The 1,217-nt window shown below is 26.2% G+C and carries 2 protein-coding genes and 1 pseudogene; all 3 read right to left on the bottom strand.

What is annotated here, in order from left to right:
* On the bottom strand, nt 1-297 hold a 297-nt coding region (locus tag A5849_RS14920), incomplete at its 3' end, for a hypothetical protein (protein ID WP_218776122.1).
* 12 nt (nt 298-309) lie between these two features.
* Nucleotides 310-633, bottom strand: coding sequence for a hypothetical protein (locus A5849_RS06520; protein ID WP_256923996.1), 324 nt, complete (start codon nt 631-633; stop codon nt 310-312).
* A 10-nt stretch (nt 634-643) separates the two neighbouring features.
* A pseudogene (locus A5849_RS15180) lies at nt 644-1,217 on the bottom strand (hypothetical protein); the annotation flags it as partial.

The following is a 1,217-nucleotide window of genomic DNA, read 5'->3' as shown; positions in this document are numbered from 1 at the left end:
ATTTTTTAAAATATATATCTTTATTGACCTTTCTTTTATTAAAAATCCGTTTAAGCTTAATCCGTCCCACTGTTCTACTAGTGATATGTCTAAAATATTGGGATTAAAAAATATTTCTAAATTGATATCAAGCCATTCTACCAAGAAATTGGATATTCTTCCTTTTGGAGTCATCTTGATTTCTAAATCAACAATTTCAGCTGAATATTCATTATTAGCATTTGGAGTAAATATTAATTTATTTTTCTTTCTATTATGTTGTTTAATATTTACTTCTAGTGTAATTTTAGAAAACATGATGACTGTCTCTTATACACATCTAGATGTGTATTCATTAATTGTTATATTGTTATTATTAACAATAGATTTAATCACTTCAACTCCGATTTTCTTACTAAAATCTCCTTCTAATTCCTCAATAAATTTCTTCTCTTTCGTAAGATATATTTCCCTTAAATTAGGAATAAGGATACCATAAAGGTAAACTAGCAAAAAAGTAGCTTTATCTATATTTTCAAATAAAGTTAGGTTTTCTGACTGGTTTAAATAAATTACTGTGTTAGATTCGTCATCGATTCCAAAGACAATATCTATTTCATTCTCTTTTCTAATTCTAGCTGTCACATTTTTCAAAGTCTCTCCATTACCTGTCTCTTATACACGCTTTAGTTATTATAAGTTCAGAAGTTTGTTGCGAGACTCCTTTAAATATATTTTGTTCATCAGTAATATTACCTATGAAACCACCGATATTCTTCAAATAAAAGTGATTTTCTAAAATGCCATTTTCTTCATCATAGTTATAAAACAACCAATTAAAAAAATCAGTTTTTAAATTATAATCTTCATTATTTGCATAAAAATTTTTAACACCAATTAGTTTTTTTACACGATTTATATTAACTTCTTTTGAAGTACAAATCACTACATAAATAGCCTGAGTAATTTCAAGAAAATATACATCTACAGGTAAAGTCTGTATTCTCTTTTCTTTTGGTAGATAATTACCGTATTCATCTCTCTTTTTTTGTTTAGAATATTCTATACTTGCTATAGCTTTGATAAATCGGATAGATGGATTTATATTATCTTCTCCATCGAATAAGTTTGGAATATCTAATTCTTCAATTTCTGAAAAACTTTCCCAGCTATAAATTAATACAGCATCATCACCAGATAATTTGATACCTTTAGCTTTGTCCTTTTGAGTAAGATTA

The sequence above is a fragment of the Enterococcus sp. 10F3_DIV0382 genome (assembly GCF_002140245.1).
GTDB classification, from domain to species: Bacteria; Bacillota; Bacilli; order Lactobacillales; family Enterococcaceae; genus Enterococcus_B; species Enterococcus_B lactis.
This window is presented reverse-complemented; position numbering and strand designations above follow the sequence as displayed.